The sequence below is a fragment of the Dehalobacterium formicoaceticum genome (genome assembly GCF_002224645.1).
GTDB lineage: Bacteria > Bacillota > Dehalobacteriia > Dehalobacteriales > Dehalobacteriaceae > Dehalobacterium > Dehalobacterium formicoaceticum.
Window position 1 is genome coordinate 3,111,741 of record NZ_CP022121.1, and the last position, 25,207, is coordinate 3,136,947.

Annotated in this window: 32 protein-coding genes and 2 pseudogenes; 11 read left to right on the forward strand and 23 right to left on the reverse strand. The window is 39.2% G+C overall.

Annotated elements, in window-relative coordinates; all coding sequences use genetic code 11:
- Nucleotides 1-12: 12 nt before the first annotated feature.
- Nucleotides 13-327: a DUF6618 family protein gene (locus CEQ75_RS15090; RefSeq protein ID WP_089610808.1), complete on the forward strand. Its 315-nt coding sequence runs from the start codon at nt 13-15 to the stop codon at nt 325-327.
- 393 nt (nt 328-720) lie between these two features.
- On the opposite strand, the gene CEQ75_RS15095 is transcribed toward CEQ75_RS15090, so the two are convergent.
- Complete coding sequence (locus CEQ75_RS15095) at nt 721-1,716, reverse strand: virulence RhuM family protein (RefSeq protein ID WP_242965256.1); 996 nt, start codon at nt 1,714-1,716, stop codon at nt 721-723.
- 193 nt (nt 1,717-1,909) lie between these two features.
- Between CEQ75_RS15095 and CEQ75_RS15100 the strand changes: the two genes are divergently transcribed.
- Together CEQ75_RS15100 and CEQ75_RS15105 are read left to right on the forward strand one after the other, a co-directional pair.
- Nucleotides 1,910-2,245, forward strand: a complete 336-nt coding sequence (locus CEQ75_RS15100; protein WP_157677494.1) for an AbrB/MazE/SpoVT family DNA-binding domain-containing protein — start codon at nt 1,910-1,912, stop codon at nt 2,243-2,245.
- A gap of 1 nt (nt 2,246) precedes the next feature.
- Nucleotides 2,247-2,531, forward strand: coding sequence for a type II toxin-antitoxin system RelE family toxin (locus CEQ75_RS15105; RefSeq protein ID WP_089611928.1), 285 nt, complete (start codon nt 2,247-2,249; stop codon nt 2,529-2,531).
- Between the two features lie 884 nt (nt 2,532-3,415).
- On the opposite strand, the gene CEQ75_RS15110 is transcribed toward CEQ75_RS15105, so the two are convergent.
- Nucleotides 3,416-3,907 (reverse strand): DUF4411 family protein, encoded by a 492-nt coding sequence (locus CEQ75_RS15110; RefSeq protein WP_089611929.1) that lies wholly within the window; start codon nt 3,905-3,907, stop codon nt 3,416-3,418.
- Nucleotides 3,900-5,051 carry an ImmA/IrrE family metallo-endopeptidase gene (locus CEQ75_RS15115; RefSeq protein ID WP_157677495.1) on the reverse strand — a complete coding sequence of 384 codons (1,152 nt, stop codon included), beginning with the start codon at nt 5,049-5,051 and terminating at the stop codon, nt 3,900-3,902. The genes CEQ75_RS15110 and CEQ75_RS15115 overlap by 8 nt, the downstream gene beginning before the upstream one ends.
- A 317-nt stretch (nt 5,052-5,368) precedes the next feature.
- Between CEQ75_RS15115 and CEQ75_RS15120 the strand changes: the two genes are divergently transcribed.
- From CEQ75_RS15120 to CEQ75_RS15130, 3 genes are all read left to right on the forward strand, one after another.
- A complete protein-coding gene (locus CEQ75_RS15120) occupies nt 5,369-5,566 on the forward strand; it encodes a hypothetical protein (protein WP_089611931.1) in 198 nt (65 codons plus the stop codon).
- A gap of 386 nt (nt 5,567-5,952) precedes the next feature.
- The gene (locus CEQ75_RS18455; RefSeq protein WP_157677496.1) at nt 5,953-6,519 is read left to right on the forward strand and encodes a hypothetical protein; all 567 of its coding nucleotides are present in this window, start codon (nt 5,953-5,955) and stop codon (nt 6,517-6,519) included.
- Nucleotides 6,520-6,780: 261 nt separating this feature from the next.
- On the forward strand, nt 6,781-7,566 hold the full coding sequence (locus CEQ75_RS15130; protein WP_089611933.1) for a hypothetical protein: 786 nt from the start codon (nt 6,781-6,783) through the stop codon (nt 7,564-7,566).
- 1 nt (nt 7,567) lies between these two features.
- On the opposite strand, the gene CEQ75_RS15135 is transcribed toward CEQ75_RS15130, so the two are convergent.
- The 8 genes from CEQ75_RS15135 to CEQ75_RS15165 form a co-directional block, all read right to left on the reverse strand.
- The gene (locus CEQ75_RS15135) at nt 7,568-8,368 is read right to left on the reverse strand and encodes a tyrosine-type recombinase/integrase (protein ID WP_089611934.1); all 801 of its coding nucleotides are present in this window, start codon (nt 8,366-8,368) and stop codon (nt 7,568-7,570) included.
- A 447-nt stretch (nt 8,369-8,815) separates the two neighbouring features.
- Nucleotides 8,816-9,295, reverse strand: a complete 480-nt coding sequence (locus tag CEQ75_RS15140) for a DDE-type integrase/transposase/recombinase (RefSeq protein WP_157677540.1) — start codon at nt 9,293-9,295, stop codon at nt 8,816-8,818.
- Entirely contained in the window at nt 9,240-9,539 is a 300-nt protein-coding gene (locus tag CEQ75_RS18460) for a hypothetical protein (protein WP_157677497.1), read from the reverse strand. The genes CEQ75_RS15140 and CEQ75_RS18460 overlap by 56 nt, the downstream gene beginning before the upstream one ends.
- A 17-nt stretch (nt 9,540-9,556) precedes the next feature.
- The gene (locus tag CEQ75_RS18465; protein ID WP_157677498.1) at nt 9,557-9,694 is read right to left on the reverse strand and encodes a hypothetical protein; all 138 of its coding nucleotides are present in this window, start codon (nt 9,692-9,694) and stop codon (nt 9,557-9,559) included.
- Between the two features lie 14 nt (nt 9,695-9,708).
- The gene (locus CEQ75_RS15145; protein ID WP_089610851.1) at nt 9,709-9,999 is read right to left on the reverse strand and encodes a transposase; all 291 of its coding nucleotides are present in this window, start codon (nt 9,997-9,999) and stop codon (nt 9,709-9,711) included.
- A gap of 288 nt (nt 10,000-10,287) precedes the next feature.
- The gene (locus tag CEQ75_RS15150; protein WP_089611935.1) at nt 10,288-10,845 is read right to left on the reverse strand and encodes a nitroreductase family protein; all 558 of its coding nucleotides are present in this window, start codon (nt 10,843-10,845) and stop codon (nt 10,288-10,290) included.
- A 63-nt stretch (nt 10,846-10,908) separates the two neighbouring features.
- Nucleotides 10,909-11,217, reverse strand: a complete 309-nt coding sequence (locus CEQ75_RS15155) for a DNA-processing protein DprA (RefSeq protein WP_089611936.1) — start codon at nt 11,215-11,217, stop codon at nt 10,909-10,911.
- A 602-nt stretch (nt 11,218-11,819) separates the two neighbouring features.
- Nucleotides 11,820-12,413: a transposase gene (locus tag CEQ75_RS15165; RefSeq protein ID WP_157677499.1), complete on the reverse strand. Its 594-nt coding sequence runs from the start codon at nt 12,411-12,413 to the stop codon at nt 11,820-11,822.
- Between the two features lie 108 nt (nt 12,414-12,521).
- On the opposite strand from CEQ75_RS15165, the gene CEQ75_RS15170 reads away from it, so the two are divergent.
- Entirely contained in the window at nt 12,522-13,298 is a 777-nt protein-coding gene (locus tag CEQ75_RS15170; protein ID WP_157677500.1) for a helix-turn-helix domain-containing protein, read from the forward strand.
- On the opposite strand, the gene CEQ75_RS15175 is transcribed toward CEQ75_RS15170, so the two are convergent.
- From CEQ75_RS15175 to CEQ75_RS15200, 6 genes are all read right to left on the reverse strand, one after another.
- Nucleotides 13,264-14,313 carry a tyrosine-type recombinase/integrase gene (locus CEQ75_RS15175; protein WP_089611940.1) on the reverse strand — a complete coding sequence of 350 codons (1,050 nt, stop codon included), beginning with the start codon at nt 14,311-14,313 and terminating at the stop codon, nt 13,264-13,266. The genes CEQ75_RS15170 and CEQ75_RS15175 overlap by 35 nt on opposite strands.
- Nucleotides 14,306-15,211 (reverse strand): tyrosine-type recombinase/integrase, encoded by a 906-nt coding sequence (locus CEQ75_RS15180; protein WP_089611941.1) that lies wholly within the window; start codon nt 15,209-15,211, stop codon nt 14,306-14,308. The genes CEQ75_RS15175 and CEQ75_RS15180 overlap by 8 nt, the downstream gene beginning before the upstream one ends.
- The gene (locus CEQ75_RS15185; RefSeq protein ID WP_089611942.1) at nt 15,204-15,620 is read right to left on the reverse strand and encodes a tyrosine-type recombinase/integrase; all 417 of its coding nucleotides are present in this window, start codon (nt 15,618-15,620) and stop codon (nt 15,204-15,206) included. The genes CEQ75_RS15180 and CEQ75_RS15185 overlap by 8 nt, the downstream gene beginning before the upstream one ends.
- Complete coding sequence (locus CEQ75_RS15190) at nt 15,617-16,129, reverse strand: helix-turn-helix domain containing protein (RefSeq protein WP_089611943.1); 513 nt, start codon at nt 16,127-16,129, stop codon at nt 15,617-15,619. The genes CEQ75_RS15185 and CEQ75_RS15190 overlap by 4 nt, the downstream gene beginning before the upstream one ends.
- 263 nt (nt 16,130-16,392) lie before the next feature.
- Nucleotides 16,393-16,959, reverse strand: a complete 567-nt coding sequence (locus CEQ75_RS15195) for a hypothetical protein (RefSeq protein ID WP_089611944.1) — start codon at nt 16,957-16,959, stop codon at nt 16,393-16,395.
- Nucleotides 16,960-17,160: 201 nt separating this feature from the next.
- On the reverse strand, nt 17,161-18,117 hold the full coding sequence (locus tag CEQ75_RS15200) for an Abi family protein (RefSeq protein WP_089611945.1): 957 nt from the start codon (nt 18,115-18,117) through the stop codon (nt 17,161-17,163).
- Nucleotides 18,118-18,684: 567 nt separating this feature from the next.
- On the opposite strand from CEQ75_RS15200, the gene CEQ75_RS18470 reads away from it, so the two are divergent.
- Entirely contained in the window at nt 18,685-18,855 is a 171-nt protein-coding gene (locus tag CEQ75_RS18470) for a hypothetical protein (RefSeq protein ID WP_157677501.1), read from the forward strand.
- Between the two features lie 124 nt (nt 18,856-18,979).
- On the opposite strand, the gene CEQ75_RS15210 is transcribed toward CEQ75_RS18470, so the two are convergent.
- The 3 genes from CEQ75_RS15210 to CEQ75_RS15220 form a co-directional block, all read right to left on the reverse strand.
- On the reverse strand, nt 18,980-19,312 hold the full coding sequence (locus tag CEQ75_RS15210; protein WP_089611947.1) for a DUF6618 family protein: 333 nt from the start codon (nt 19,310-19,312) through the stop codon (nt 18,980-18,982).
- Between the two features lie 58 nt (nt 19,313-19,370).
- Nucleotides 19,371-19,955 carry an ExeA family protein gene (locus CEQ75_RS15215; RefSeq protein ID WP_089611948.1) on the reverse strand — a complete coding sequence of 195 codons (585 nt, stop codon included), beginning with the start codon at nt 19,953-19,955 and terminating at the stop codon, nt 19,371-19,373.
- 204 nt (nt 19,956-20,159) lie between these two features.
- A complete protein-coding gene (locus tag CEQ75_RS15220) occupies nt 20,160-21,350 on the reverse strand; it encodes an IS256 family transposase (RefSeq protein ID WP_420828418.1) in 1,191 nt (396 codons plus the stop codon).
- Nucleotides 21,351-21,438: 88 nt separating this feature from the next.
- Here CEQ75_RS15220 and CEQ75_RS15225 point away from each other — a divergent pair, with 88 nt between their 5' ends.
- Together CEQ75_RS15225 and CEQ75_RS15230 are read left to right on the forward strand one after the other, a co-directional pair.
- Nucleotides 21,439-22,152 carry an ExeA family protein gene (locus CEQ75_RS15225; RefSeq protein WP_089611949.1) on the forward strand — a complete coding sequence of 238 codons (714 nt, stop codon included), beginning with the start codon at nt 21,439-21,441 and terminating at the stop codon, nt 22,150-22,152.
- Between the two features lie 18 nt (nt 22,153-22,170).
- The gene (locus CEQ75_RS15230; protein WP_089611950.1) at nt 22,171-22,485 is read left to right on the forward strand and encodes a DUF6618 family protein; all 315 of its coding nucleotides are present in this window, start codon (nt 22,171-22,173) and stop codon (nt 22,483-22,485) included.
- Nucleotides 22,486-22,735: 250 nt separating this feature from the next.
- Here the strand turns inward: CEQ75_RS15230 and CEQ75_RS19405 are convergent.
- Nucleotides 22,736-23,311: pseudogene (locus tag CEQ75_RS19405) on the reverse strand (virulence RhuM family protein).
- 93 nt (nt 23,312-23,404) lie between these two features.
- Between CEQ75_RS19405 and CEQ75_RS15240 the strand changes: the two are divergent.
- Nucleotides 23,405-23,608: an AbrB/MazE/SpoVT family DNA-binding domain-containing protein gene (locus CEQ75_RS15240; protein ID WP_157677502.1), complete on the forward strand. Its 204-nt coding sequence runs from the start codon at nt 23,405-23,407 to the stop codon at nt 23,606-23,608.
- Nucleotides 23,609-23,840: 232 nt separating this feature from the next.
- Here the strand turns inward: CEQ75_RS15240 and CEQ75_RS18730 are convergent.
- Both CEQ75_RS18730 and CEQ75_RS15250 read right to left on the reverse strand, forming a co-directional pair.
- Nucleotides 23,841-24,077, reverse strand: a pseudogene (locus tag CEQ75_RS18730) (reverse transcriptase); the annotation flags it as partial.
- A 697-nt stretch (nt 24,078-24,774) separates the two neighbouring features.
- The gene (locus CEQ75_RS15250; protein ID WP_089611953.1) at nt 24,775-25,200 is read right to left on the reverse strand and encodes a YkvA family protein; all 426 of its coding nucleotides are present in this window, start codon (nt 25,198-25,200) and stop codon (nt 24,775-24,777) included.
- Between the last annotated feature and the right edge of the window lie 7 nt (nt 25,201-25,207).

Here is a 25,207-nt window from a genome sequence, read left to right on the forward strand (position 1 = left end):
GAGTGGATTTTAATGAATTTTTCATGTTCCTGTTGTTGGGAAAATGGTAAAAAAGAAAATTGGACGGGACGTATTGCTGACATCTACTCTTATGGCAGCCATTATGAAATTTCCATCCAAAGTCGTTCCAGCATTCGTATCCTTATTGGCCAAACGTGTTCCGGATTCTTTGCCTGCATCCCTGATTTCCAGGCCGGATGCCACTTAGGTTCCTTAGAGGACATCTTTTACAATCAAGAAAAGTTAACGTTCGCTATGGAAAATGTTATTGATGCTGCTACCGTAGCCTCGGCCCTTAGGTATTTATCCGGTATTTTATCATTTTAATTTCTTTCTATATTTTTAAAGCAGATGGGTTTTCCTCTCACGGAGAGGGTAGGGCAATGTCTTGGGGATGACAACCTGAGCGCTCTGTGGGAGGCCTGGAGTAATTCCTCCCACCCTTACCGGGTGGGGAAAGCCCATCTGCCTTTTTATATTACTCTGGGCCTTTAAAGCGTTAATTCCCCCCATCTTTTTCCGTATTTATACGTCAAAAACTATATATCCGTCACTTATCATGGAATTATCCGCCATTTTAGATTGGAGTCAATACAGTAAAAAATCACATACATGGCGGCTGTCAAGGGCGCAGTGTTAGCGGAGTTCATCGAAAACGCTAACCGAAGACCCTTGAGGGCTAGGCGGCAACAAGGTTACATATCAAGGTTATCTTAAAATCTATTCTTCAATTGTTGGTAGTTCACCTACTATTTCATCTTCTGGTGGAGTCTTTAGTCTCCTAGTATTATAGATTGCATACTCCTGTAATACTTTACGCTCCATATCTTCACGAGAAACCTTTCCTTTTCCCTCTAAGATTTCTCTACGTCTAAACTGCAAGAATTCATTGAGGGAGTTTTCCCAGTCTTTCATTGACATAGGAGTTTTCCCTCTTGCCATATCTTCCGCATGGTCAAGAAACATAGTTACAATTCGATTAAGATCGGTTATCTCATCTTCTTGTAAGTAATTTTTTGAAATATTAATATCTCCTTTACGAACAACAGCTCCTTTAAAAGCAGTAAGACCCATATTGTCTTTGGAGCTATCTACTCTTTCTGTAATAAGTTCAGCTGCAGTTTGTCCTGTAACAGCATAGAGTAATTTATTCTGAACAGTTGCAAAGAAATCTTTTGTACTTTCAAGAGCAGGATTATAATCAACAGACAGGCTATAAATATCCTTAATCTTCTGATAGAACCTTTTTTCAGATGCCCTGATATCACGAATACGTTCTAACAGTTCATCAAAATAATCTTCACCAAACTTTTTAGGATTCTTTAATCTCTCATCATTCATTACAAATCCTTTTTGCATATATTCTTTAAGGATTTTGCTTGTCCAAGTACGAAACTGTACCCCGATATTAGAACGAACACGATAGCCAATGGCAAGGATCATATCAAGGTTGTAGAATTTTGTATCTCTTGCAACCTCGCGCCCACCTTCATTTTGAACTAGTAAGTAATTCTTACTTGTTGAACTTTCCTCAAGTTCTCCTTCTTCATAAATATTTTTTATATGCATTGTTATATTTTGCGGCGATGTTCCATAAAGTTGTGCAATATTAACACGACTCAGCCACATAGTACCATCTTCCATATATACATCAATTTTTGTTTCACCTTTTTCAGTTTGATAGATAAGAATTTCGCCTTTTTGATTTTTATCCAAAAGTACCCCTCCAATTTTCTCATAACTCCAATAATTTATTCCGCATATTTTAAGGATAAGTTTCCTTACCAGAAATATTTTATAAACGTACATGTTTCATATGATGCGACTCTTCTCGGCCGCACTGCCTGGCACCGAAGCTTTATTTTACTTTTTACTTTTAATGTTATAATAAATTCCAGAGGTGATTATTTTGTCAATACCATCACGCTTAAAACTAAAAGTAAGTCCCAAGGGGCAGATAACACTGCCTAAAAAGATAAGGCAAGATCTCAGAATTTCTGATTATGTCTATCTGGAAATAAACGGTGAAAAAGCCTATTTGAAGCCAACGGGGTTTCTGGATGATTTAAATTCCATTATTGCCAAAGAAGTTAAGGCGGAAGGCTTTGAAGGCAAGGAAGCAGAAGCTAAAATCCTTGAAAAAAAGAAACTTCTCGTAAAAAACTTAAAGCAAGAGTTGGATGAGCGAAAAAGCGAAGAGGTTATATCTTTTGATGATGCCATTACGGAATTGGAGCTAGACTGAAATGTATGAAATAAGTTTTCGCCGTTCCGCATTAAAAGAAATTAAAAAATTAGATAAGCCTATCCGACAAAAAGATTTAGCTAAAATTGAAGAATGTGCAGAGAACCCCTTTTTATTTAAACGTCTGACCGGTGACCTGCGCAGCTATTATAGTGCACATTGTACTATTCAGCGTACACAATACCGCATTATTTATGAAATTTTTGAAGAAACTATCATGATAAATATTTTAATGGTTGGGACCCGTGAAAACTTATATGAGGCTCTGAAAAAGAGAATTGATTAAATAAAGTAATAAGCTGAACCCAGTTCCACTTGTCTTATTATTTTGTCCCTCGGTACACGCCCCAACCCCTGTAACCCCTTGCAATTTGAAGCATCACCTTTTAGATTGGAGTCAACGCCCGGCTATCGCCCGGCTATTACATAAAAATTATTCCGATAATACATCAAATGTTGACTGTCTTAACTGTTGATTCCACTGCAAAAAGTACAATTTAGCGATTTTCTACCCTATATGTGGTATCCAACAATAACTCATTATGCTATATATGGCCTGAATCAGACAAAAATAGTGGTTTCTGCAGCAGAATCATAATTCTGTTAGTGAATCCAAAATAAAAAGATAAGTTTCTTTAAATTCGCTAAAAATTAGGAAAATATCCTTTGTTTTGAAGTGAATATTTTCTCCAGTAAGAGAAGTTCTTAAGCAAAATCTTTTTAATTTAGATTTGTTTGAATAGTTAAGGCGTCGATGAGTTTTATTTTGGTATGGGATGTGCCGTCAGGTTCCTAAGCCTTACCAATTCTTCTTTGAGTCGTCCGATTCACCTTTATTGTCACCAAATTCCGACATAATTTTTTCTGTTCTCCAAAAATCTGCAATTATGATTTCTTAGACTATTTACTCTTTCCCAAATGTGGCAAACGAAACGTCCCCATGCCACGTCCCCATGCCACTTCCCATGCCACTTATAGCTAGCTTTAGAAATCGTAGCTTCAATACTACTAATATTTTTGTGCATTGCCGCGATATAAACCTTGTTATTAAGCGAATGAATTTTATCGTAAAGAAGTTTAGAATTTCCTTCACAAAAAGGAAAGAGAACACCCGTCTTGCATTTCTTAATGAGAAGATTACCTATCCTGATCTAGTTGGATAGTCATGTACTATAATTTAAATTTCGTCTCTCTCATAAACTGGAATAAGTCGATACATTCTATTTTGAATTCTCTACAAATATTTGGTATTAAAATTCTTTTCTTTGAATTAGCCTGATATTTTTCTAATGTTAACACCGGGTGTTTGTAAGCTAGTCCATATGCGCATAACCAAGAATCAGCTAGTGTGGCAAATTCATCTTTTGCGGATTGCTTATATTGAATGTTGCTATTTATGCTATTAATTATTCTGCTATAAGAATTAATTACATTAGTATCAGGAATTTTCATTAAAATGAAATTAGCACTGTTTTCCTGATACCAGTCTGATAACTGATCCTCACCTCTCAAAATCTCATCGCTGACTTTTTCAATAAAGATAACCTTACTAGAAGCTTTTTCAATAAATTGATCCCAAAACCCCGGTGCAATGTCAAATGGATAATATGAACGATGAGCAGTAATTAATATATTTGCATCAATAAAATATTTTCTATTCATATCTGACCATGCTCTCTTTCAGAACATCGTACGATTTTGCCTTAACATTCAGTAAACTGAATGCATAATTATAACTTATTTTACCAGTTTCTGCACCTTCGATTACTGTATCTATAAAGCTATTACTAAACCGCGATTTATAGGTATTCCAGTAGTTTCCACCATTTGAGGTCTTGCTTTTATCCACTAGATCCATCTCAGTTAAATCATTTACGTCTTTTACTAAAGATTGATTAATAAAGCCAAGATCCTTTAGTCTAATAGACAAGGCTATCCTGCTAACCTTAAACAGTTTGCTAAGATTATCAATTTGATCCAGTCCAGGATATTCTTTATCCCAGTGCTCTATTATGTGCGATTCAGGCATTAAGAATTCAGCTGTTACCTTATTTATATATTTTTCAACTTTGCTACTATTGCTGAGATCTGTTTCTATGAAAATATCGCTTTCGCCATATAAAATATGAATATATTCATGAATCAAGGTAAAAATCCTGCCAGCATGACTATCATTGGAATTAACAAATATCAAAGGAGCATACTCGTCATAAAGCATAAATCCTCTAAATTCACTAATTTCAAGACTTCTATGAGTATTGGAGCCAACTATACCACTTTGCATGACAATTATCCCCAAGGACTCAACTTTTTCTTTTAATAAATTAAAGGCTATTCGATAATCATGAACCTTTTTATACCAATAATCATCAAGCTCCAATAACCTCTTAGCTGTCTCTGCAGACTCTTTTCTGTTGTTATTTTTTAATATGGATGCATCATGATCAAGAATTTTATCCCAACCGTTATCTTTTCTGTAGTCACTAATCCAATCTTGTTTTCTGCTCATTTCGAATATAACATCTTTGAGGTTTTTACTCATATTCGGCAACATATTGCCAATAGTTCTATAATCTCCTTCGATTATATTCGTTTTAGGAGGTTCGTCCAAAAACATATAGCCAAATGGTATTCTTAAAAATTTAGCTAGTTCTTCCAATTGTCTATAAGTTGGCATCGATGTCTGATTTATCCATTCTTCAATATTTTTGAATCTTAAATAGATCTCTTTGAAATCAATCTGAGATTCACTTATTGCCCATTCATATATCTGTTTCTTCACTTGAACCCTGGTTAATTCAGCCATATAACCCCCTCCTCCTCTATTATTCAACATTTGATTAAATGATTTCAAGATCTTTAGTATGCTTTGATAGAAACCACGCTTTTTGTAGTTATCCGCACAGAAGCACCTTCTACCTTATATTGATATTATATGCGCCTTTTAGGATAAATCAAACTGTATTTTAAGTATCCTGAGGAAATAATAATCCAGGCACACTTCATCATGATGCTTTAGAAATCAGAATAACCACTTTGAGAAAGTGAGCGTCAAATGTACAGGCACTGGCTGATCTCATTTCTAAAAGCAGCCGGAAAAGTCCTGAATGGGTAGCCAAGAAGGTGAAAAAGCTCCAGGAAATTTCTTGCTTGGCTTCGTCCATGTCTTCTGAGTTTTCATTAATTACCGCTAAAATCAATATTCATCTTGACGGTATCGAAAACTTACAAAAGAGCCTTACCGGCTTGGAAGATCAACTCCACGAAATGATTCAGTCAGATGATTTTCCTGCTGCTTCACGCCGGCAAAAAACCCAGTAATACATGACTTTGTTGTTACTCTATTTGTCTTTAATAATATAGTAACAACTATCGAAGAATTAAAGGATTTTGTAGATATACGATTCATTTCTAACAAAGATTTTTTTCAAAAGAACCAGCTATTAAGCTATTAAGATCATATTATCATTTTGTAAAAAAAATCATTGACCATCTGTATGATTTATGTGTATAATGCTAGCCATTATCTTCTGACTTGTATAGTTCTCGATAGAATCCCCTTTAGAACCATACCTAAACTGCCAGTTGTTTCCGCTAATCTAACTTGGCGGAAAATTTTTCTTTTATTAGGCAGATATTCCATGTGAAATGGGTAAAAAAGGGGAAGCTGAATAAATATATAGATCAGCTTCCAAATTACACTTCGCATGACAATTTTAACACTGATCAAGCCCTTATTCAAGAAACAAACTAAAAGAATCTATGGGCCGCAGGAAATCCCCCCATGGCATTTTTTGTACGGCAAGAAGTGCTGGCGTTGTGGCCACTATGAGCGCAAACTGCGCCTTTACGATAAATCCGTTATTATTGTTGTGGTCTATCGGTTTTATTGCCCCGAGACCAGAAGGACATATTCCTTATTGCCTTTTTTCATTTCCCGTTATGAACGGCATATTAATACCGTGTTGGAGGATGTTCTTTATGGTCGCCTGGTAGACGGCCTACCTATAGAAAAATTATCTGAAGAACCAGCCCCTTCCCCTTGGACTGTCCGTAGGTGGATTCATAAATTCGGTGCTATTTTAGAGAATTCCAAACAATCAGTAGAGATTTTTCTGATCCGCAATATTCCTGATTACCACCCGGCAACTGTTTCGATGAGTTCACATCCTTTTAAAACGTTATTGGAAAAAGCCTCTCATTTGGAGGCTAACCAAAGCCACTTATCCTTTTTTAGTCCTTTAAGCTATATTTTTTATGTCAATGCTATGTAAGCCATTCTTTTTAAGCTTGGTCTTCTTTTTTCCGCCTTCATTTTTCTTATTTCCGTCAATCAACCGTAGTTATCCGCATGTTGCCCTCTCACTGATAGATTTCCGCCTTTGGGGCGGATCTCCGAAGATTAGTTTTGTTGATTTTATGGATTTTTTCCCCAGATATTTCCGGTACTTTATGATTAATAACAGAATTCTATCTTTTCCTTTATCATCCTTTCGAATATTATTCATTCTAATACCAGAAAAGGATGTGTTTTTTTGATAGAGATTGAACGTGAAAAAATCGCCCAGCAAAGATATGATCTCATTGCCCCTATTGTCAAACACCCTGCTGAAAATATGGGTCGTGGAGAACGATATGCCATCCTTCGGTCTATTGCGGAAGGTAGATATCCTAACCTTTTGCCCGAGGGAAAAAAGGTTGGTCTTCGTACCTTGGAACGTTATCTCCAACTCTACGAACAAGGGGGCTTCGAAGCACTAAAGCCTAATATGCGCGGCCGTTCCCGTAAAATCCCCTCCGAATATCTAGAAGCGGCAGCTGAATTAAAACGGGAAAATATGCAGCGTAGTATTAATACGATTATTACTCTCCTGGAACAGGCCGGGAAAGTTCCTAAGGGTGTTTTAAAACCTAGTACGGTTTATGATTTTTTTAGTCAGGAACGGCTTACCCGTCCCTTTCTTTTACCCACTAAAAATGGCCAATACACTAAATTTGGTGCACAGTTCCGGGGAGAAATCCTTCAGGGAGATGTTCATCATACCATGAAACTTCCTGATCCCTCCCGCCCAGGACAGGAACGTCAGGTCTATCTTTTTGCTTGGCTGGATGATTACTCCCGCCTGGTGTTTGGCCAATTTTATTGGAAAGAAAAACTCCCTGCGTTGGAAGATTCCCTAATGAAATGGGTTTCCCTTTATGGTGTTCCCCTTAGTATTTATTGCGACTATGCCGAAGATTTGACTATGCCGAAAGATTTTCCAAACTCATATGAATGCTTGCTTAAGCCAAAGAAACTTCGGCATAGTTTTTCTTCCTAATCTATAGTCTTAAAAGCTTCTCCATAACTGTCTTGTTATTCCATTTCTTATCAGGCGAGGCTTCCTCATTTAATTTTTTCATTGCTTTTGCCAAAGTATCCAGAGTTGCAAAAGCATAAAAGCCCGAAGTAGTTGCTAAATCTTCATGACCAAGCAATTGCTGGATATGTGTAAGGGGAACACCGCTTTGATACAGATCCATTGCCCTTGTCTTCCGGATCATATGACAATGAGGGATGTCAGGCATTTCAAGGCCTGATCCGGTGCATTTCCTCACATACTTTTTAAGCATGGTCTCCATAGTATCGGCGGAAAGGCGATGTCTTTTGCTATATGTGGTGGCATAAAACAGCGGCTCATCTTTTCTCATTGCCGGATGGAACTCGTTGAGATATCGCTTCAAGTGTTGCTGTGTTTTATCCATCAGGGGAATATTTCGGTATTTGCGCCCTTTTCCATATATTGTGACATACGGAATCTCCGAGTTCATGTGCAGACTTCCTACTGTCAATTCCAGTAATTCAGTTACCCTTGCTGCGGTATCATACAGGAGGATGAGCATCATCTGGTTCCTCCGTTCCGTCTTCCTATCTATATCAGGTGCTGACAAAAGCATCTTCATCTGTTTTCTCTCAAAGAATTTGATTGGTCTAGAGGGAACTTTTACTCCCTTTACACTGCATGAATTAAGATAAAGTGCCATCAGCTCACCATGCTCATTGGATGCGTATTCCAGCATTGAATGTATCGCAGTAAGCCGAAGATTGCACGTTTTTTCAGCCAGCTTACACGCGTTCATCATCCAGTCAAGATAATCATTTATGTTTTCACGGCTGCAGTCCGAAAAGGAAATGACCTTTCTGCTCAGGTTCTTCTGCTGCTCCAGATTGGATTTGTCAATATTGGTTCAGTAAAAAAGCGCAAGGATAAAATATTAGTTTAATTGAAAATGGAAATTTACTCTTCCTAAAATAGCACCACCATTGAAAACATGTTTAAGAATTAATGAAAACTATTAATGTTTTTTGGTGAGCCCAGAGATAATTACCACTTGGGCTACTTAGGTGCCGAAGGGGAGCCTTTACAGACGGGGTCCCCAAGCGTGTTAAAATAGTTTTTAGACGGGCTTATATGAAACATTATGTTTCTCGGAGCCGCCCGTCGGTAATTTAATAACGACACGCGTGGGGTGGATGTCAAGGCCACCGGGGTTTCATAAAATAATCGGACTATATTTTAAAAAGTCAATTTAGGCTGCTATTTGATTTTGGTAATACATTCCCCTAAATATCATTGGGGGCCATCCATTGTTCGTACTATAAATACGCCTTAAATTATAGTAACAAATATACCTGTATATTACTGTTTTAACCTCTGCTGTAGTCATTTTTGTAGTATCCATCTGATATAGTTTTTCTTTTTTTAGGGTGGCAAAAAAGCTCTCCATTCTAGCATTGTCATAACAACGGCCGACACTGCTCATGCTTTGTATTGCCCCATATTGAGTTAAGGTGTTTCTGAAGATACCGCTGGTAAATTGGCTTCCCCTGTCTGAATGCAGGATCATTCCCCTGGCCCCATCATTGCGACAGGCATGTTTAAAAGCCTCTACGCAAAGTTCGGCTTTCATATTAGTATCCATTTTAAAACCACGTATGCTGCCGTCGTAGCAGTCAAGTACTGGCGCAAGATAGAGCTTCCCGTTTTTTACAAGGTATTTCGGTAATATCCATTAACCATTTTTCATTGGGATTTTGTGCTGTAAAATCCTGGTTTATGAGGTTCTCTGCTTTTTGTGCCTCAGAATCGGCTTTCGTTATTCCTTTTGGCCTTCTTTTACAATGGATCATTAGATTGTTTTCTTTACATATTCTGTATATAGTGCTATAGCTACCTTCATAATTTTTATTATTCATTAGGTATTGATATATTCTTTTAACTCCATAATTTGCGTTTTCCGGATCTTCTTTCAAGAGATCATAAATCTGTTTTAATAGATCAGCATATTTGTAGGGTTTACTTTTTTTCTAAGGTATTTATAATAGCCGGATTCGCTTACCTGAAGTACCCGACATAATGCCGCTACGCTCCATTTTCTTTCCTGGCTGCGTAATTCAATGTACTTCATCCGCTGATCCTTTTTTACTTCCTCCGGCTTTTTGCGAAAAAACCTAAAGCATCCTGAAGTATTTCTATGTCTTCCCGGGCTTGTTTTAATTCCTTGCGAAGTCTGTCATTTTCTGCTTTGATTTCTTCTTCGCTCATTTGCCGGCCGTTACTATCAAATACCATTTTTTGTTTCTTGGCTCGGGCTTTCCAACCGTAAATTGTACCTTCTTTAATTCCCAATCGTTGGGCTGCTGCCGCTGCCCCTATTTCATTAGCTAGTTTTAGAGCTTCAATGCGTTCCTCTTTTGTGTAACTTTTTGCCATCCAAAATCGCTCCTTTGTATTTTTAGTATATCATTTCCTTGCGATTTTGGACTGCACTTTAATTATAGCACTCCATAGTACTCCAACCATAACCAGAACTGCAGGGGTGAATGGCTGCAATATGTTGATAAGTTTGTGTCAGGCACCCACTCGTTCCTTCTTATCTTCTTCTAATAAGTACATTCCCTTCACCCTCTCATAATTTTCTACAATATACAATATATTAAGACTATTTACTCATTTCTCATTTCTCCAAATGTGGCAAACAAAGCGTCCCCATGCCACCTTTTATTTGTTAAATATTATAGGTTTTTTTCTTTTAGGTGAAGGCAAAGCGACTTTCATATATCCCATGCTCAAGGTACTAACAAGCTCATATTCTTCAGGAACGCCATGTTTTTTCTTGAATTCCTTAGTATTTAAAATTGGTTCTGCAAAGCCGATCCAACAAGTTCCTATTCCCATGCTATGAGCAGCTAACATGATATTGCCTGCTGCAAGGCTACAGTCATAAACATGCCAATGTGATTCTGTATTACCATAAATAACTAAAACAGTATTTGCATGATTAAAAACATGAAACTTAGGGTTCGTTAACCAGCTTTCGTATTGATGGAAATATGGATATTTCTCAAGATTATCCGCTAAATATTGTTTTGTTCTTTCAGATAAGGAGTCTATTTCTGCTTTATCCTGCATAATTACAAAACCCCAAGATTCAAGTCCTGAACCATTTGATGCTTTTGTCCCCAGCTCTATAAGATTATGTAACGTTTCTTGAGATATTAATTCATCTGTATATGCTCGACCACTTCTTTTAGTATTAATACATTCTAAAACTTCCATTTTTATTTCCCCCTTCGGTATAATTAAACACAACGACTACCTTTGAAATAGCGGGACGTGATATCATAAAAGAAAACATCCGGTATGGGCATAACCATCAACCCCTTTCGCTATGCCGCTAATCACCGGAATATGATGTTGGACCAAGAACTTGGCAGCCTCTACTGCCACTCCTTTGCCATAAACTATGCACCTCCGGGAACCAAAGATGGCTACGCCGATGCTAAATTTTTCCAGTTTCCCCCTATAATGTAAAAGTGTCGGAGCTGCAGAATATTCTTTCGCTACGACAGGATATAAGAGGTCATGATAGGTTAATAATTTTATTTCGTGCTTTATGGCTTCTTCCAATATTGTCCTGGCTTGATCCAAGGATCATCTCTTCCCTGAAAAATGTATTCCCGATTATTACCTCGCTTGATGACATGGTATATGGATGGCTCCTTTGAATTCCAATCTTAGCCTTCTTCCCATCGCAACCCCCGCCATCACAAAATAAACATTAACATTAAGTAAGCAATTAAGTTAACGATGCTAAAATGCTAATAATTAAACTACCAATAACAATTATGTTAATATTTTACTATCTTTATCGTAAAAATACTACCTTTATCCCTAAAATAATGATTAAATCACAAAATTAGATAATTAACGAAGCAAATTAACTCAATGCAATCTGCATTTATTCCGATAACATATCTTATGTTGATAGTCTTAAATGTCAATAAGTTGATAAGTTGGTGTCAGGCACCGGCCCTTTATAACAAGTATCTTTCAATTGTAAAACCAGATGAAGACGATGATCCAATCTATGTTAAACTTCCACCAGAAGGGTTTCATAATCTTATTTCATTACAGGACCATCTTAAGAGCATGATATTTTGGATGTTAGATGCTTCTGCAGAACGTGTCCCTAGCTCCGTGGAATTTACGATTTCATAGGATTGCTCCAAATATCTTCTGAAAGATGCAACTTACGCGGTTTCGATTTCTATAGTGCCGGTTGTTTGGTTCTCAAGCATTGCCATAAGTACTGTCAATTGCCGATACCCTTTGATTCTTCGGAACCCACGTTCCGCTTCGATGAAGCCTGCTGCTGCGTGCCGAAGTGCCATTTCACCGTCCCTGAAATTGGATACCCTACGGATAATACCACGGCAGGCGGAGTTGGCTGATTCCATGGGGTTCGTGCTGCACAATGTTTCACGAAGCATACCAGGGATTTTGAGCCTATGGACAGCCAACGTCTCCTCAAGCCCTTCCAGAAGGCTTGCCGCTGCTTTCGGATATCGATATTCAAGGTTATTGGCAATGCCCATAAGCTTGCCTTTTGCAGCCTCGTACTCGAACTCCCTGTAGGCCATGGTCATGGCGACAGATACATTCGCCTGTTCCGATTCTGGCAGGTATGACAGTACGTTGCGTTTCTTGTGCACTTGACAGCGTTGAATAAGAGCCTCTTTGCCGAATATGTCCCTAACGGCTTTGTGGATGGCTTTTCCACCGTCTAGTACATAAAGCCTTGGGCGAGCGGGATCCAGTCCCCTACGGATTAAGTCTTCAAGCAAGCCCTTTTGTCTATGGTAATCTAATAGTAGGCCACCGTAGTCATTGAAAAACCGGCCACAATAGATTAACCTACTTGAGAGAAATTCAACAGGTAGGGGCTGGGAGAAATGATCACAATGAACATCAAACAACAAATTTTAATGATGCATATTCATGAAGGGAAATCGCGCCGAGAAATTGCGAAAATAACAGGGATTAATCGAGATACCGTCGGAAAGTATATTGGGCAATATGAGGAAGGGAGACAGCAATTATTGACGGGGGAGTCGGCGGATATCCAGGCACTAGTCGATTCTCTCACTTCTGCCCCCAAATATACCGTGGGCATTCGACCCAAACGAAAATTGACTGACGAGGTTGTAAAAAGGATCCAGTTATACCTTGACGAGAATGAAACTAAGCGAAATCAGGGGCAGCGCAAACAGCAAAAAAAAGCCATTGATATCTTTGGGGCGCTGGAGGCCGAGGGTGTCCAACTAAGTTACAGTACCGTTCTTCGAACCATTCACAGTTTAGAACGGAAACCAAAGGAAGCGTTTATTAAGGCTTTGTATGAGCCCGGAGATATTTGTGAATTTGATTGGGGTGAGGTTAAACTAAAAATTAATGGAAGATTGCAAATTTTTCAGATGGCCGTATTCACAATGGCTTACGGGAATTACCGCTTTGCTTATCTATTCACCAAACAAACAACAGAATGTTTTCAGGAAGCACACGCCCTGTTTTTCCAGCATATCGGTCAAGTGTATCGTACCATGGTGTACGATTATGCCGCGGAAATGATTATTGGCGACGTTACAGAAAAGCCGCATGATAACGAGCCTCATATTTTAAAGCGCGGAATAATTTTTAATCCAAAGTATACAATTGTTTTCGGACATTAGGTTCCTTCCACAACATTTCACCTTCCAAGTGGTCTTCATTCGCCTTCTTCATCGCTTCGCTCACCATTTCCCATGTGACAAAAGCATAGAAGCCGGATGTGGTATTCATGCTTGCGTGTCCCAGCAATTCCATGATCGCAGGCAAAGGTACACCTGCTATATACAAGTGCATAGCCCGGCTCTTCCTTAACAAGTGACAATGAATTCTTTCCGGAATGTCTGGAACGCGCAAACGAGCTTTATCCGCGTTTTCTTTTAAAATTCTGCTAACAGAGTCTACAGACAGTGGCCACAACGAACCGGCCCTCTTTGTATAAAACAACGGCGCGCCCCGATTCTCCCTGGGGTGAAACTCATTCAAGTATGATTGAATGAGTTTAGCAATCTTGGGCGACAAATTGACGTTCCGCAACTTATCGCCTTTTCCACGCAGAGTAACAAATGACTCACCGTTCGCGCTGGCTTTCTCATTTAAATACAGATCGTCCACCTTGATATCTACAAGTTCCTGAACTCTGGCGGCGCTATCATAGAGCAGCGATAGCATAGCTTTGTTTCGTCTGCCCATAACTCTCCTGTTGTCTGGAGCATTCATAATAGCAGCCGCAGCTTGATTGGACATGTATTCGATCTTTTCTTTTCGAACCTTTTTCATCGGAAGCTCAAGTACTTCACGGCTGATCGATTCATTGGTGATTACATGATGACCGCAATAACGAAGAAATGTCTTAATCGCGGAAAGCCTTAAGTTACAGGTTCGCGGTTTGCAATTTTGTTCTTTAGACATCCAAACCATAAAACCTTCAATACACGCGGGTGTAAACGTTCCAATCGTGATAGTGTCTCTGGTAAATCCAGAATCCTCAAGATATTTGATTAAAGTCTCCAATGCCTGTTTGTAGGCTTTTACAGTATTCTGGGAGACTTCTCGCGCATTTGGTAAATACACTTTAAGAAATGATCGGGCTAATGACCAGAACTCATTTACGTCAGCGTCTTGTTTTCTTTTACTCATATGGAACCTCCGGAACGTCAGGTATCATCCAGTCCAAGCTCTTTTTGATCTGGGATACCTCTTTTCGAATCGGTGGTGATAGATGGAAGTAATATTGGAAACTCTCCGGCAACTTATGCCCCATATGTCTCATTAAATATGGCCGCAGGGCGTATGGGACGACGTTTCCGCAGTTATGCTGACGCCACATTTTCTTAAAATTCCGCTGTACCCAGGATGCTCTATGGAAACCGCCGTTTCTTTTTCTGGCAGGAAAGAAGTAGACCCGATCAGGGTACATCTTATCAATTGCGCCGTCGTACTGGCGCATCAGCAAAAGCATGGAATGATGCAGCACAACATAATGCTGCACATGACCTTTGGAGTAGCGGATGTTCACAACACCGCTGTCAAGGTCAACGTCCTCACGCATCAGCGCCCGTGCCTCATTTGTTCTGATTCCACTTGAGTACAGCAGCCGGAAGAATACAGGGACGGTTATCCGCCGCGACAACTGTTCTTCTGTGGGCGGAGCGGCGGATATTGAATCACAAGCCGTAAAGAAGTTCTGAAGTTCCTCTTTAGTAAACGCATGAGGGATATAGGCTCTCGGCTCTTTTCGAGGGATATCGGGATCCATAACGGTTGTCATTCCGCGTTTGCGCAGATAACGTATGAAGCTGACCACAGGATATATTCTAGATCGGCATGAATTGTTTGTTTCCGTTTCGCGCTGGGCGCACCATGAATCCGTCATATCCTGTGACAATTCGGAAGAATTAGTGAAATGCTTATCACAATACTTGTCGAACAGACTCAGATTAACTTCGTAGGAGGCTTCATTCCAGCGTCCAGAAGCCTTCCGATATGAAACAAACGCCCATATGAGCGGTGCAAGGGAGGATATAAATTCACTCATGCACAAACACCCCCTTCGGCATCGGGAACCGTTCTATACTGAGTGCGCACTCTTTGAGATGCTTAAAGTCAGCACTTAAATATGTTTCCAGGGAATTGGGTGATGTATGGCCAAGTGCTCTGCTGATAACCGGTTGCGGAACACCACTGCCTAGAAGTTCAGTTGCCACCCGATGGCGAAAGATATGAAATCCTCTACGGTCACCAGCGCTTTGTCTGATGTTTGCGGCTTTCATTATCTTGTTGGAAATGTTGCCGATACTTCCGCTTAACAAACGTCTGTATGGTCGATTTTCCGAGATAAATATGAATATAAAATTGGCCAAACACCAGGCGGGAGTAATCATCCAGCCAGGCAAAAGATAGACCTGACGTTCCTGTCCTGGGCGGGAGGGATCAGGAAGTTTCATGGTATGATGAACATCTCCCTGAAGGATTTCTCCCCGGAACTGGGCACCAAATTTAGTGTATTGGCCATTTTTAGTAGGTAAAAGAAAGGGACGGGTAAGCCGTTCCTGACTAAAAAATCATAAACCGTACTAGGTTTTAAAACACCATTAGGAACTTTCCCGGCCTGTTCCAGGAGAGTAATAATCGTATTAATACTGCGCTGCATATTCTCCCGTTTTAATTCAGCTGCAGCTTCTAGATATTCGGAGGGGATTTTACGGGAACGGCCGCGCATATTAGGCTTTAGTGCTTCGAAGCCCCCTTGTTCATAGAGTTGGAGATAACGTTCCAAGGTACGAAGACCAACCTTTTTTCCCTCGGGCAAAAGGTTAGGATATCTACCTTCCGCAATAGACCGAAGGATGGCATATCGTTCTCCCCGACCCATATTTTCAGCAGGGTGTTTGACAATAGGCGCAATGAGATCATATCTTTGCTGGGCGATTTTTTCTCGTTCAATCTCTTTCAAAAAAAACACATCCTTTCCTGGTATTAGAATGAATAATATTCGAAAGGATGATAAAGAAAAAGATAGAATTCTGTTATTAATCATAAAGTACCGGAAATATCTGGGGAAAAAATCTATAAAATCAACAAAACTAATCTTCGGAGATCCGCCCCAAAGGCGGAAATCTATCAGTAAGAGTGCAACATTCGGATAACTACGGTTGATTGACGGAAATAAGAAAAATGAAGGCGGAAAAAAGAAGACCAAGCTTAAAAAAGAATGGCTTACATAGCATTGACATAAAAAATATAGCTTAAAGGACTAAAAAAGGATAAGTGGCTTTGGTTAGCCTCCAAATGAGAGGCTTTTTCCAATAACGTTTTAAAAGGATGTGAACTCATCGAAACAGTTGCCGGGTGGTAATCAGGAATATTGCGGATCAGAAAAATCTCTACTGATTGTTTGGAATTCTCTAAAATAGCACCGAATTTATGAATCCACCTACGGACAGTCCAAGGGGAAGGGGCTGGTTCTTCGGATAAATTTTCTATAGGTAGGCCGTCTACCAGGCGACCATAAAGAACATCCTCCAACACGGTATTAATATGCCGTTCATAACGGGAAATGAAAAAAGGCAATAAGGAATATGTCTTTCTGGTCTCGGGGCAATAAAACCGATAGACCACAACAATAATAACGGATTTATCGTAAAGGCGCAGTTTGCGCTCATAGTGGCCACAACGCCAGCACTTCTTGCCGTATAAAAAATGCCATGGGGGGATTTCCTGCGGCCCATAGATCCTTTTAGTTTGTTTCTTGAATAAGGGCTTGATCAGTGTTAAAATTGTCATGCGTAGTGTTATTTGGAAGCTGATCTATATATTTATTCAGCTTCCCCTTTTTTACCCATTTTACATGGAATATCCGCCTAATAAAAGAAAATTCTCCGCCAAGTTAGATTAGCGGAAACACCTGATACCAACTTATCAACTTATTGGCTCTACATAACGGAACAGGTGGCTCTGCCACCCTGGAATCTAATCAGTTATTAATTAGAAATATGATTTCCAATTAGAATTAAACCCCATAATAGCTAAAATATCTACAAATGGAACTGATGAAAATTTATTTTTATAAATATTGAAAAGTTTGTCTATATTGCGTTTTAATTCTTGATGCTCTTTTTTTGGCAGTACTAACTTTAACAAAGCGAACATCGTAAATAACCTTCCATCTAATAAATTTCCTGGAATAGTTAATAATTGTGAATTATGCCTTGTTCTTGTCTGGTGGTGAAGCTTAAAGTTATATAACCTTTCTTCATGCGCACACAAATTTCTAATTAGATTAGCAATTTTTAAGACGTCGATGATAGATTCTTTAGGAATCTGAAATGTTGCACAATAATCCCTTTTAAATTGTAAAGAAAAATCCTTTGCAATTTTATCCTTTAATGAATCGTCAATAACCTGGTAGAAATTAGAAATATTACCAAGTGTTAAATCGTTTACTAATACCCACAAAGGAACATTGCTATGAACGGTTAAATAATGTTTGATTGAATTATTACTTTTGTCCGATGATTTTTGTTTAATTTTATTTGATATAATAGCAATAAGGTTTAATACCTGTGTTAAGTTTGCACTTAAATAGTTTTTCCATAGCAGATAAGCATGGGGTTCCTTAAACTTTTCACTAAACCTATAGGAAAGTTTAGATTTAATACTGTTTTCAAATATTAGTAGATATTTTAAGATTATATTTCTTAATTCCCGGTCAAATGTGAAAAGACTATAAATTTCTTCTATTGTGGTATTTTGTATATATGTTTCTGGTGAAACCGATTGTCCATTTTGATTTTTCACTAAAAACAAATCTTTATAGCCATTGATGACATTGTAATAGTTTTCTCTTTCAAAAATACGCATAGCAGCGGAACCGTTATTGATGGTTAAACCTCTTCCACGTAATATTGATATTTGTTGACGATGAGTTTGAAACGGCTTCATTACTTTTCACTCCATAAAAATAGCCCAGTCCTCGGAAGGAACATGGGCCTGATCACTAAGATCATTATATTATATGCAATAATGGTTGTCAATAAACATAAATTTAAAATGTTTCGTTACTATTTGTATTTTGTCAACCTAAAAGTTGACCACCTTGATAACATAAAAGTTGACCTTCCCTGGCAAGAACGGGTGGGTGCTAGACACCAATGCGTATCGGTGCCTGACAGTGCGGATGTGCAAGGTTGTGAAATATAGTGGGTGGGAATCCCACCGGGCAAGGTAGACCAACCGCCCGTAGTTAGCCTTGGAGGAAATGGGGTAACTCATTTGTTTAAGCGTAGGCAGGCTAGGTAGTAGGCTGAAAGCCGAAAGGTTGATATTGCGGGCCGGTGCCTGACACCAACTTATCAACCATCATGACTTTACGTCACAAAAGGGAATGAAAATTAAGTGTGATACTACATAAATACATGCTCCCGTAGAAATAGCAAGCGATCCTGGTTTTTAAATTCCTTTTAATGGATACCCTAAGAATTAGGACAAGAGTAAAGGATGTAATTAAGATTGGTGGTATTAAAACCCCGATTATCAACCTATCTTGATAGCCAAGAGCACAAAGGAGTGTTGCATCTTCTTGAAATAGAAGATAGCATGTGTGTGAAATTACGATTTACTCAGGCTATCGGTATCTCTTTGAAGAACGGCATTTTGATTTCGGGTCAAACAGCAGATTAAAATTCCTATGAAATGTGCAAAAACGGCACATAAATATTCTATGCAGCACAATATTACCGTAAAAACTGCACTATCTCGCAGAAAAAAGAATGACCATGATGAAGCACCATGGTCAGAAGAAAAGTTATATAAATTTGTTAGAATTGAGTGTGCGCAGAGCTTCGGCGATAGTTGCAGCATCAACCGGGTTCATGATTGAAGCAAGACGCTCATTATTCCAGAAATAATCACCATAATCGGCGAGATCAGATCCTACATTAAAGGCAGGAATGCTGATGAAAGCACCGTTTAAATATTCGCCAACAATAAAGACAAAACCACTGCGGCTGCTGATATAGATTTCATAATGGCTGCCGTGATTAATAAAGCGGGTAATCGCGCCGGACCAATGTTCAAAGTGTTTGCCAATCTTTTGATGACATTCAAATCGAACAGGCGAAAAAGGTTGTTTAGACATGGGGAAACCTCCTTAATGCAGGGCCAGGTTGTTACTGGCCGCGAGAATAATTTCAGTATCAATGGTATTTTTCTTTAGTTGTGTACCAAGAATCAAAGCATCGGTCATGAGAGGTGTTGATAAGACGCGGAGTGCCTTGACAGAAGTTAGCAACGGCATGAACAGCAGCTTCATCAATAAATGAATGAGCCCCACCGGCAGCTTCGATCCTTGAATAAATGTAATCTTTAGCCTCGTCGGGGGAAAGGCCTTCATAATTGTAGTGAACGACGATGCGCTGTTTGAGGGATTCATGAACCGGCTTTTCGAGGATAGAAGCAAGATAGGGTTGTCCGATAAAGATAAGAGCAAAGCAGTCAAAGCTGTCGAAATGAACATTCATGAGCATTTTAATATCCCGAAAAATTCCGGTGTTTAAATATTGACTTTCATCAATAGCAAGAATAAAGGTCTTGCGTTTCTCCTTAAAGAGATGCACGAGTCGTTCTTGGATGTTTCTAAACATCAGGGTTTTCTTGGTACTGTAGTCCAAGCCAAGAGCGAAGGAAAACTGATGATAGAATTCAGAAACACTGACAGTGGAGAGACAGATGTAAGAAAGTTGAAAGAGATTAGGATTTAGGTTTTTAGCGGTTCTGAACATCCTTTAGTGTAAACGGAATAATCATCCAAAAATTTGTTAATACTTTTATTGTAGCATAATCAGGGCAACGCTGAGGAGCGACCCCACGCTTGCTACGGACTTATACGGTAAAACGGCGGGCTTATGTTCGCTGTTTTACATTTTACCGGTAAGTCCAATGCGTATAAACCTCGGGGGTTTGGGGGCAGAGCCCCCATGCAGCTTTTAAGCCGTAAATCTATCTGCGAAGTAAATCATAATCTGGCTGTATGCCATCGCCCAATTACGAGCTGGCAGCGTCCATTTTTTAGCGATTTCTTTGACCGATAGGAAAACAACCTTTCTTATCGAGTCGTCAGTGGGGAAAATCGCCTTTGCTTTCGTGAATTTTCGCACCATTCTGTGGTATGCTTCCACCGCATTCGTTGTATAAACCAAATGCCGGATTTGCTCAGGATAGTTGAAAAACGTTGTAAGTTCAGCCCAATTTGCGTCCCAGGAACGCATAATAGATGGATACTTCTTATCCCATTTTTCCCGAAATTCCTCTTTTGCATACTCCGCATCGTCAAGATTTACCGCGCCGTAAATTTTCTTTAGATCGGCACAGACTTGCTTTCTATCCTTGTATTGCACAAACTTAGTAGAATTGCGTACTTGGTGCACTATGCATAACTGCTGCTTGGTCTCTGGGAATACCGCGTTTATGGCTTCTCCAAGCCCTTTTAGGTTATCGTGGCAAGCAATAAAAATGTCCGTAACACCGCGGTTTTTAAGGTCGGAGCAAATGCTTGCGTAAAATGAAGCTCCTTCGTTTTCGCTTATCCAAATCCCTAAAATATCCTTCTGGCCGTTCATATCAATTCCCAAAACTGAATAGACGCACTTGTTGATAATTTGGCTATCTTTACGGCTTTTGAACACAATGCCATCAAAATATATTATCGGATAAATCGCTTCCAACGGGCGGTTTTGCCACTCATTCACTTCCGGCAGAATTTTATCTGTAATCTTAGAAATCAAGGTTTGAGGGATTTCCGCCCCGTATATCTCGCGCAGATTATCCTCAATGTCTCGCTGCGACATTCCTTTAGAGTACATAGCCATTATCTTTTGCTCAATCTCATCAGTTCGAGTTTGCCGCTTTCCAAGGATTCTTGGTTCAAATTCACCATTACGGTCACGGGGTATGGCTATTTCGCTTTCCCCGTAATCGCTTATAATAGTCTTGCGATTGTAACCATTGCGCGAATTACCACTGTTATTACCCTCTACACAATGTTTTTCATAGCCCAAATGTTCATCCATCTCGGCTTCTAGCATCTGCTCAATAGAACCAGCAAATAGTCGTTTTAGCTTTGACTGTATATCACCCGTGCTTTGGCAATCTTGCATCAGCAGACTTACCAATTCCATTTCTTTGTCCGTGAGTTTGTTCTTAGATGTTTTCATATGATAACCTCCATTTGTTTTATGTGGAGATTATTACCATTTACACGGATTAATATTCAGCCTCTTTTTAGCAAAACAACGCAAAGCAAAGGTTTTACCTGTTTTATGTGAAGCTTCACATAAAACAGGTAAATCCTCAATTTTACGCACTCTTGATGCTTCCCTGGATAAATCACGGTTTCTTTTTTGCTATATCAATGATGCAGATTTAAAACCAAAAAATCTGTATAGCAAAATTCTTTATTATTTATCTGTACAGCCATCAACCTATCTGGATCGGATGAAAAAACAGTTTCGTGATGCCGTAGTCAATTTATATGATACTCATGACCGCCTACCCATCATCGTTATTGATAACGCTCAAGATTTACCTATCCAGACTATTAAGGAGATACGTTACCTACTAAACTTTGAAATTGATGCCAAAAGTCTACTGTCCCTTATCCTCGTGGGCCATCCTGAATTAAGGGATACTTTAAAACTTCGTTCTTTTGAAGCAGTTTCCCAGTGTATTACCGCTCACTACCGTCTCTCACCTCTGGATGAGAAACAAACATACGAATATATTTCGCATCATCTCAATCTTTCTCAACTTAAGATGCTATTTCCTGAGGATGTTGTTAACCGTATCCATCAGTTTACTTCCGGGATTCCCAGGGTCATTAATCAGATTTGCCGACACTGTCTCATTGATATGGAATCCAATCAACTGGAATTGGCAGATCACCAAGTATTAGAACGGGTTCTTTCTGAGTTCCAGTATTAATGGAGGGAGTGGATTTTAATGAATTTTTCATGTTCCTGTTGTTGGGAAAATGGTAAAAAAGAAAATTGGACGGGACGTATTGCTGACATCTACTCTTATGGCAGCCATTATGAAATTTCCATCCAAAGTCGTTCCAGCATTCGTATCCTTATTGGCCAAACGTGTTCCGGATTTTTTGCCTGCATCCCTGATTTTCAGGCCGGATGCCACTTAGGTTCCTTAGAGGACATCTTTTACAATCAAGAAAAGTTAACGTTCGCTATGGAAAATGTTATTGATGCTGCTACCGTAGCCTCGGCCCTTAGGTATTTATCCGATATTTTATCATTTTAATTTCTTTCTATATTTTTAAAGCAGATGGGTTTTCCTCTCACGGAGAGGGTAGGGCAATGTCTTGGGGATGACAACCTGAGCGCTCTGTGGGAGGCCTGGAGTAATTCCTCCCACCCTTACCGGGTGGGGAAAGCCCATCTGCCTTTTTATATTACTCTGGGCCTTTAAAGCGTTAATTCCCCCCATCTTTTTCCGTATTTATACGTCAAAAACTATATATCCGTCACTTATCATGGAATTGTCCGCCATTTTAGATTGGAGTCAACACCCTGATATCACGAATACGTTCTAACAGTTCATCAAAATAATCTTCACCAAACTTTTTAGGATTCTTTAATCTCTCATCATTCATTACAAATCCTTTTTACATATATTCTTTAAGGATTTTGCTTGTCCAAGTACGAAACTGTACCCCGATATTAGAACGAACATGATAGCCAATGGCAAGGATCATATCAAGGTTGTAGAATTTTGTATCTCTTGCAACCTCGCGCCCACCTTCATTTTGAACTAGTAAGTAATTCTTACTTGTTGAACTTTCCTCAAGTTCTCCTTCTTCATAAATATTTTTTATATGCATTGTTATATTTTGCGGCGATGTTCCATAAAGTTGTGCAATATTAACACGACTCAGCCACATAGTACCATCTTCCATAGATACATCAATTTTTGTTTCACCTTTTTCAGTTTGATAGATAAGAATTTCGCCTTTTTGATTTTTATCCAAAAGTACCCCTCCAATTTTCTCATAACTCCAATAATTTATTCCGCATATTTTAAGGATAAGTTTCCTTACCAGAAATATTTTATAACGTACATGTTTCATATGATGTGACTCTTCTCGGCCGCACTGCCTGGCACCGAAGCTTTATTTTACTTTTTACTTTTAATGTTATAATAAATTCCAGAGGTGATTATTTTGTCAATACCATCACGCTTAAAACTAAAAGTAAGTCCCAAGGGGCAGATAACACTGCCTAAAAAGATAAGGCAAGATCTCAGAATTTCTGATTATGTCTATCTGGAAATAAACGGTGAAAAAGCCTATTTGAAGCCAACGGGGTTTCTGGATGATTTAAATTCCATTATTGCCAAAGAAGTTAAGGCGGAGATAACCATTTAGCTTAACTGTAAGCTCCTTCATTACATCAGGCGCCGGGGTCAACAAGTTCTTCCTTAAGCATTCCTTGACTCTCTTCAGACTAGCATTAAATTTCTTCCTGCTAGTTTTTCTTTTGACCACAAATTTTCCACTTCTGCTCTTGCTGCAATAATGGGTAAATCCAAGAAAATCGAATGTCTCGGGTTTTCCTTCGCCAGTTTTCTTCCTATCAGACGCTGCGAACCTGCCAAATTTAATAATTTTGTTTATCTTCTGCCATTTCTAGATTGAAGTTCGCAAGTCTAATCTTGAGCTGTTCGTAAAAGGCCTTTACCTCATGCTCATATTGGAAGCAGAACGCACTGTCGTCGGCATATCTTACCATATAGGCATCGCCTTTACAGTGCTTCTTAACTACTTTTTCAAACCACCGATCCAATACGTATTGCAAATAGATATCCCCTAAAATTGGAGAAATCAGACCTCTCTGCGGGGCGCCGAGAGGGGTTTCGTATGGTCCATGTTATTGAAGAAACCTTTGATATCCGCATCCACAATATAAGGGTTTCCTTGTTTATTACTCCGGGGAGAGATGTAATTCTAGCCTTTGGTTTTTCCTTAGCTATTCGTGCTATCCTTGTCAGTTTCGTTTCCATTTGCTTTCTACCTCTTTGTGTAGGAAATGTTTCCTTTTCAAGGGCTATAGTATGTTGTGGCCTTCCCTCCTCAGGCATTACCCTGATTCATAGGTAGTACGCCACAATCCGACTCCCTAACGCCTTCCGCTTCCTTGCTTTATTATCGCTTGTTATGCGTACTCCAGGTTTTACCTGAAGAGCTGTTAGGGCCTCCCGAGTTACCGTTTCATAACAATGTGTAGCATGCCGAGTTCTCCGACCCCGAGGAAGCTATGGTCTTCTTACCTTAACGTCGACCATAGTATTGCATTCTGCTTCTGACAACAGTATCTGACTTCCTATTTAGTATTACGTGGCTCAATCACTTCAGCTTTTCAGCTTTCAGCCTGCTACCTTGTTTGCCTACGCTTAAACTTAACAGTTACCTGATAAGCTCCAAGGCTAACTACGGATGGTTGGTCAACCTTATCCGGCGGGATTCCCACCCACTATATGATACGACCTTGCTCGGCCGCACTGTCAGGCACCCACTCCGAATCCCCATTTATTCTAGTCCGCAGATGTGGCAATCAAAGCGTCCCCCCGGCACTTTAGCCACGCCTCATATGTTTCCAAATCACAACTTACCTGTTTAAAGACCAGCCCCAATACAAAAGCATCATCAGCCAACCCGATACCTAAAATAGCATCCGGAATTAAGTCAATCGGATTAAGGAAGTATAAAATTGCTACTATAATTATTACAATCGATTTAATTGGTACGTCCTTATATTCGCCTGTAGCCCAATCTTTAACCAGGCCAAATAAGAGTTGAATTTTTTCCCAAACATCATCAATGGGACCTTTCTTGCCCTTTTCTTGATTGGCCTTTTTCATAGCTTCATAAACTAATTTCTTAGCTTTATTTTTATCATTTGCATATTCTTTGGCTTTGTCTCCAAACTTCGCCTTAACATCTTCAAAATTAATATTCATAGCGATT

What these genes read in the sequence shown, in the direction of transcription:
- CEQ75_RS15090 (WP_089610808.1), top strand. Translation starts at nt 13, where the DNA reads ATGAATTTTTCATGTTCCTGTTGTTGGGAAAATGGTAAAAAAGAAAAT.
- CEQ75_RS15105 (WP_089611928.1), top strand. Translation starts at nt 2,247, where the DNA reads ATGTATGAAATAAGTTTTCGCCGTTCCGCATTAAAAGAAATTAAAAAA.
- CEQ75_RS15110 (WP_089611929.1), bottom strand. Translation starts at nt 3,907, where the DNA reads ATGAATAGAAAATATTTTATTGATGCAAATATATTAATTACTGCTCAT.
- CEQ75_RS15115 (WP_157677495.1), bottom strand. Translation starts at nt 5,051, where the DNA reads ATGGCTGAATTAACCAGGGTTCAAGTGAAGAAACAGATATATGAATGG.
- CEQ75_RS18455 (WP_157677496.1), top strand. Translation starts at nt 5,953, where the DNA reads ATGACAATTTTAACACTGATCAAGCCCTTATTCAAGAAACAAACTAAA.
- CEQ75_RS15135 (WP_089611934.1), bottom strand. Translation starts at nt 8,368, where the DNA reads ATGATGAACGCGTGTAAGCTGGCTGAAAAAACGTGCAATCTTCGGCTT.
- CEQ75_RS18465 (WP_157677498.1), bottom strand. Translation starts at nt 9,694, where the DNA reads ATGAAGTACATTGAATTACGCAGCCAGGAAAGAAAATGGAGCGTAGCG.
- CEQ75_RS15145 (WP_089610851.1), bottom strand. Translation starts at nt 9,999, where the DNA reads ATGGCAAAAAGTTACACAAAAGAGGAACGCATTGAAGCTCTAAAACTA.
- CEQ75_RS15150 (WP_089611935.1), bottom strand. Translation starts at nt 10,845, where the DNA reads ATGGAAGTTTTAGAATGTATTAATACTAAAAGAAGTGGTCGAGCATAT.
- CEQ75_RS15170 (WP_157677500.1), top strand. Translation starts at nt 12,522, where the DNA reads ATGATCACAATGAACATCAAACAACAAATTTTAATGATGCATATTCAT.
- CEQ75_RS15175 (WP_089611940.1), bottom strand. Translation starts at nt 14,313, where the DNA reads ATGAGTAAAAGAAAACAAGACGCTGACGTAAATGAGTTCTGGTCATTA.
- CEQ75_RS15180 (WP_089611941.1), bottom strand. Translation starts at nt 15,211, where the DNA reads ATGAGTGAATTTATATCCTCCCTTGCACCGCTCATATGGGCGTTTGTT.
- CEQ75_RS15185 (WP_089611942.1), bottom strand. Translation starts at nt 15,620, where the DNA reads ATGAAACTTCCTGATCCCTCCCGCCCAGGACAGGAACGTCAGGTCTAT.
- CEQ75_RS15195 (WP_089611944.1), bottom strand. Translation starts at nt 16,959, where the DNA reads ATGACAATTTTAACACTGATCAAGCCCTTATTCAAGAAACAAACTAAA.
- CEQ75_RS15200 (WP_089611945.1), bottom strand. Translation starts at nt 18,117, where the DNA reads ATGAAGCCGTTTCAAACTCATCGTCAACAAATATCAATATTACGTGGA.
- CEQ75_RS15210 (WP_089611947.1), bottom strand. Translation starts at nt 19,312, where the DNA reads ATGTCTAAACAACCTTTTTCGCCTGTTCGATTTGAATGTCATCAAAAG.
- CEQ75_RS15215 (WP_089611948.1), bottom strand. Translation starts at nt 19,955, where the DNA reads ATGTTCAGAACCGCTAAAAACCTAAATCCTAATCTCTTTCAACTTTCT.
- CEQ75_RS15220 (WP_420828418.1), bottom strand. Translation starts at nt 21,350, where the DNA reads ATGGAATTGGTAAGTCTGCTGATGCAAGATTGCCAAAGCACGGGTGAT.
- CEQ75_RS15230 (WP_089611950.1), top strand. Translation starts at nt 22,171, where the DNA reads ATGAATTTTTCATGTTCCTGTTGTTGGGAAAATGGTAAAAAAGAAAAT.
- CEQ75_RS15250 (WP_089611953.1), bottom strand. Translation starts at nt 25,200, where the DNA reads ATGAATATTAATTTTGAAGATGTTAAGGCGAAGTTTGGAGACAAAGCC.